Annotated in this window: 4 protein-coding genes; all 4 read right to left on the bottom strand. The window is 59.9% G+C overall.

The genetic code is table 11. The annotated features are described in order from the left end of the window. Nucleotides 1-122 precede the first annotated feature (122 nt). Nucleotides 123-809, bottom strand: coding sequence for a hypothetical protein (locus tag KDH09_16570; protein ID MCB0221313.1), 687 nt, complete (start codon nucleotides 807-809; stop codon nucleotides 123-125). A gap of 129 nt (nucleotides 810-938) precedes the next feature. Beyond that, nucleotides 939-1,376 (bottom strand): DoxX family membrane protein, encoded by a 438-nt coding sequence (locus tag KDH09_16565; protein ID MCB0221312.1) that lies wholly within the window; start codon nucleotides 1,374-1,376, stop codon nucleotides 939-941. Nucleotides 1,377-1,433: 57 nt separating this feature from the next. After that, nucleotides 1,434-1,718, bottom strand: coding sequence for a hypothetical protein (locus tag KDH09_16560; protein MCB0221311.1), 285 nt, complete (start codon nucleotides 1,716-1,718; stop codon nucleotides 1,434-1,436). 167 nt (nucleotides 1,719-1,885) lie between these two features. Continuing rightward, nucleotides 1,886-2,229: hypothetical protein (locus tag KDH09_16555; protein ID MCB0221310.1), on the bottom strand; the 344-nt coding region annotated here is incomplete at its 5' end.

Below are 2,229 nucleotides of genomic sequence, written 5' to 3'. Positions count from 1 at the left end.
CTGGTGGGCTTCATCAACGAACTCTCGCGCATCAACAAGGGCCGCGCCTTCTACACCCACCCCGACCGCCTGGGCGAGTACCTGCTGGTGGATTTCCTCAAGGGGCGGCGCAAGAAGGTGGGTTAGGGCTCGGTCAATTCGGCGTCGCTCGACTTGTTCTCTTCGCCCGAATCCGGCTGCGTGCCGGGAACAATGGCACGCAGGGTATTCCGAACTCCCTTGCCCGCAGAATACAGACCACCCGGAACATCTTCGGCGACGAAATCGCTCACCGGCGAAGACTCTTCCTCTTCGATTGGCTGAGTGTCGTAGTCAAAAATATCCGGCCGCAGTTTCCCCCGCGGCGGACGCTCGGGATCGGGCTTTCCCTGCCCTTCAAGCCAGGCGCGCTCCCGGCTCAAGTAGCCCTTGATCAACGCAAAGCCTTCTTCGGTTTTCGGCCCGTACTTGTAGCTGGGTGACCTGCCGGCAGCCTTTTCCTTGAACAACCAGCCCACGATCCTGCCTGAGACATCAACGTAGTAAGTTCGGTGATCCTCAACTTCGTAGTCGCTGTCACTGGGAAGGCGTCCTTTTCGCCAGAGATGGTAGGCATCGCTGTCCATGTACTTGGCAGCACACCCATCCCAAATATCCAGCTTTTCCGACACGCAGAGCACGCGCATGGAATTTTCCGAATCGACACCCTGTTGCTGATAAGCGCCCCAATACCGATACGCCTTGGTGCCGTCGGGAAACGCCATCACGACTTTCGGGAGCCCCTCGTCACGCTGGAGCTGATCGACGCTTCGCCCCACCCAGTAATCCATGCGCACGCGCACGCCGCAGCCCGAGGGCGCGAGCAGCAGGCAGAGCGCCACTATTCTTGTCAGGTTTTTTCCTCCCGGAGTCATGGGCGCAAGTATAGATTCAACGAGCCACCGCCGGCGTGACCGGCCTCACGCCCCGGATGCAGGAGGTTCAGCGGGCGATTCGGCGGCGGTTTCCTCGCGGGTGTACCACCACGCCCAGGCCATCAGAATGAACTGGATGGGAAGGCGAACCCACAGGCCCGCTTCGGAGATCGGGGGCAGGAAATCGGGGGCATGTTGAAGCTGGGTCTGCCCGGTCAGGGCCATGTTGATGTTCACGGGAAAGACCACAACCAGCAGAGCAATGATTCCCCACGCGGCCTGGCGGCGGAACTTCGGGATCTGCAGCGCGGTTCCAAGAGAGATCTCTGCGATGCCGGAGAGGTAGACGCAGGCCTCGTGGAAGGGGATCCACTCGGGCATGATCTCGAGAAAAAAATCGGCGCTGACGAAGTGACCGATACCGGCGCTCAGAAAGACAACGCCCAACCACCAGCGAAATGGGGTCTTGAGTTTCTGGAGCACGGTCGCGGCCTCCTGCAAGTCAGTGCGGGCCAGCATACCTGCCGTGGCGGGAATGTCTTACCTGGTCTTGCGCGTCTTCTTCTTGGTCTTCTTGGCGGCAGGGTCCTTGGCCTTCGGACCGCGCTTCTTGCGGGTCTTCTGCTGGGAAACAGCCACACGCACGGTGTTGGCCGTGGTGCCGAAAACTTCTGCAATTTCAGCGGGCATCATGCCCATCTTGCGCAGGATGGGGGCGCCTTCAACAACGCCTTTCCCGTCCACCAGTAGCTGTGCCAGAAGGCGAGTCGCCATCTCCAGATTCTTGTTGATGGCCTTGAGTTCGCGGAGGGCTTCCTTGTCCATTCAATCGTATCCTCATGTCCTAAGCGGTCTGCCGCCCGGTCCAATCGTGGACGGATTTGTTCGAAACGACAAGTTATGATTTTACCTGTTTATCAAAGTTTCGACAGGGCCCGGTGATCGGATCCAGGTGGGTGAATGCCTGTTCACCCATTTCAGGACACCCGACCCTATTGGCGACGCAGGGATTTCGAGAGAGCTTCCGATTCGATGATCCGGTCGTAGGAAAAGAGCACTATGGCATCCGATTGTGCAGTTTTTGCGTCATTCATCTGTCGCTGAAGCCGTTCAGGTCTGCTTGAAAACAGCCAGGCCCCAAGCCCGGTCCACGCCTGCCCCCGCTTCGAGGCCGCTGCCGCGGCGACCCCGGCCCGCGTGATGTGCAGCGCCAGTGCATCGTCGGTCGAATAATTCATCAGGACGGCGGCATCGATCTGGTCGCGCTCGAGCCAGCCGCGCCAGTCCTGAAATGCCGAGAGATAGGCCCTGTCGGCCCAAGCGAGTGCCGCCACGG

Source organism: Chrysiogenia bacterium (assembly GCA_020434085.1).
GTDB lineage: Bacteria > JAGRBM01 > JAGRBM01 > JAGRBM01 > JAGRBM01 > JAGRBM01.
The sequence above is the reverse complement of the archived record's forward strand: the minus strand, read 5'-3'. Positions and strand labels throughout refer to the sequence as shown.

Bases quoted from the DNA above. Each gene is read 5' to 3' on its own strand.
- KDH09_16570 (MCB0221313.1), bottom strand. From the start codon at position 809: ATGGATTACTGGGTGGGGCGAAGCGTCGATCAGCTCCAGCGTGACGAG.
- KDH09_16560 (MCB0221311.1), bottom strand. From the start codon at position 1,718: ATGGACAAGGAAGCCCTCCGCGAACTCAAGGCCATCAACAAGAATCTG.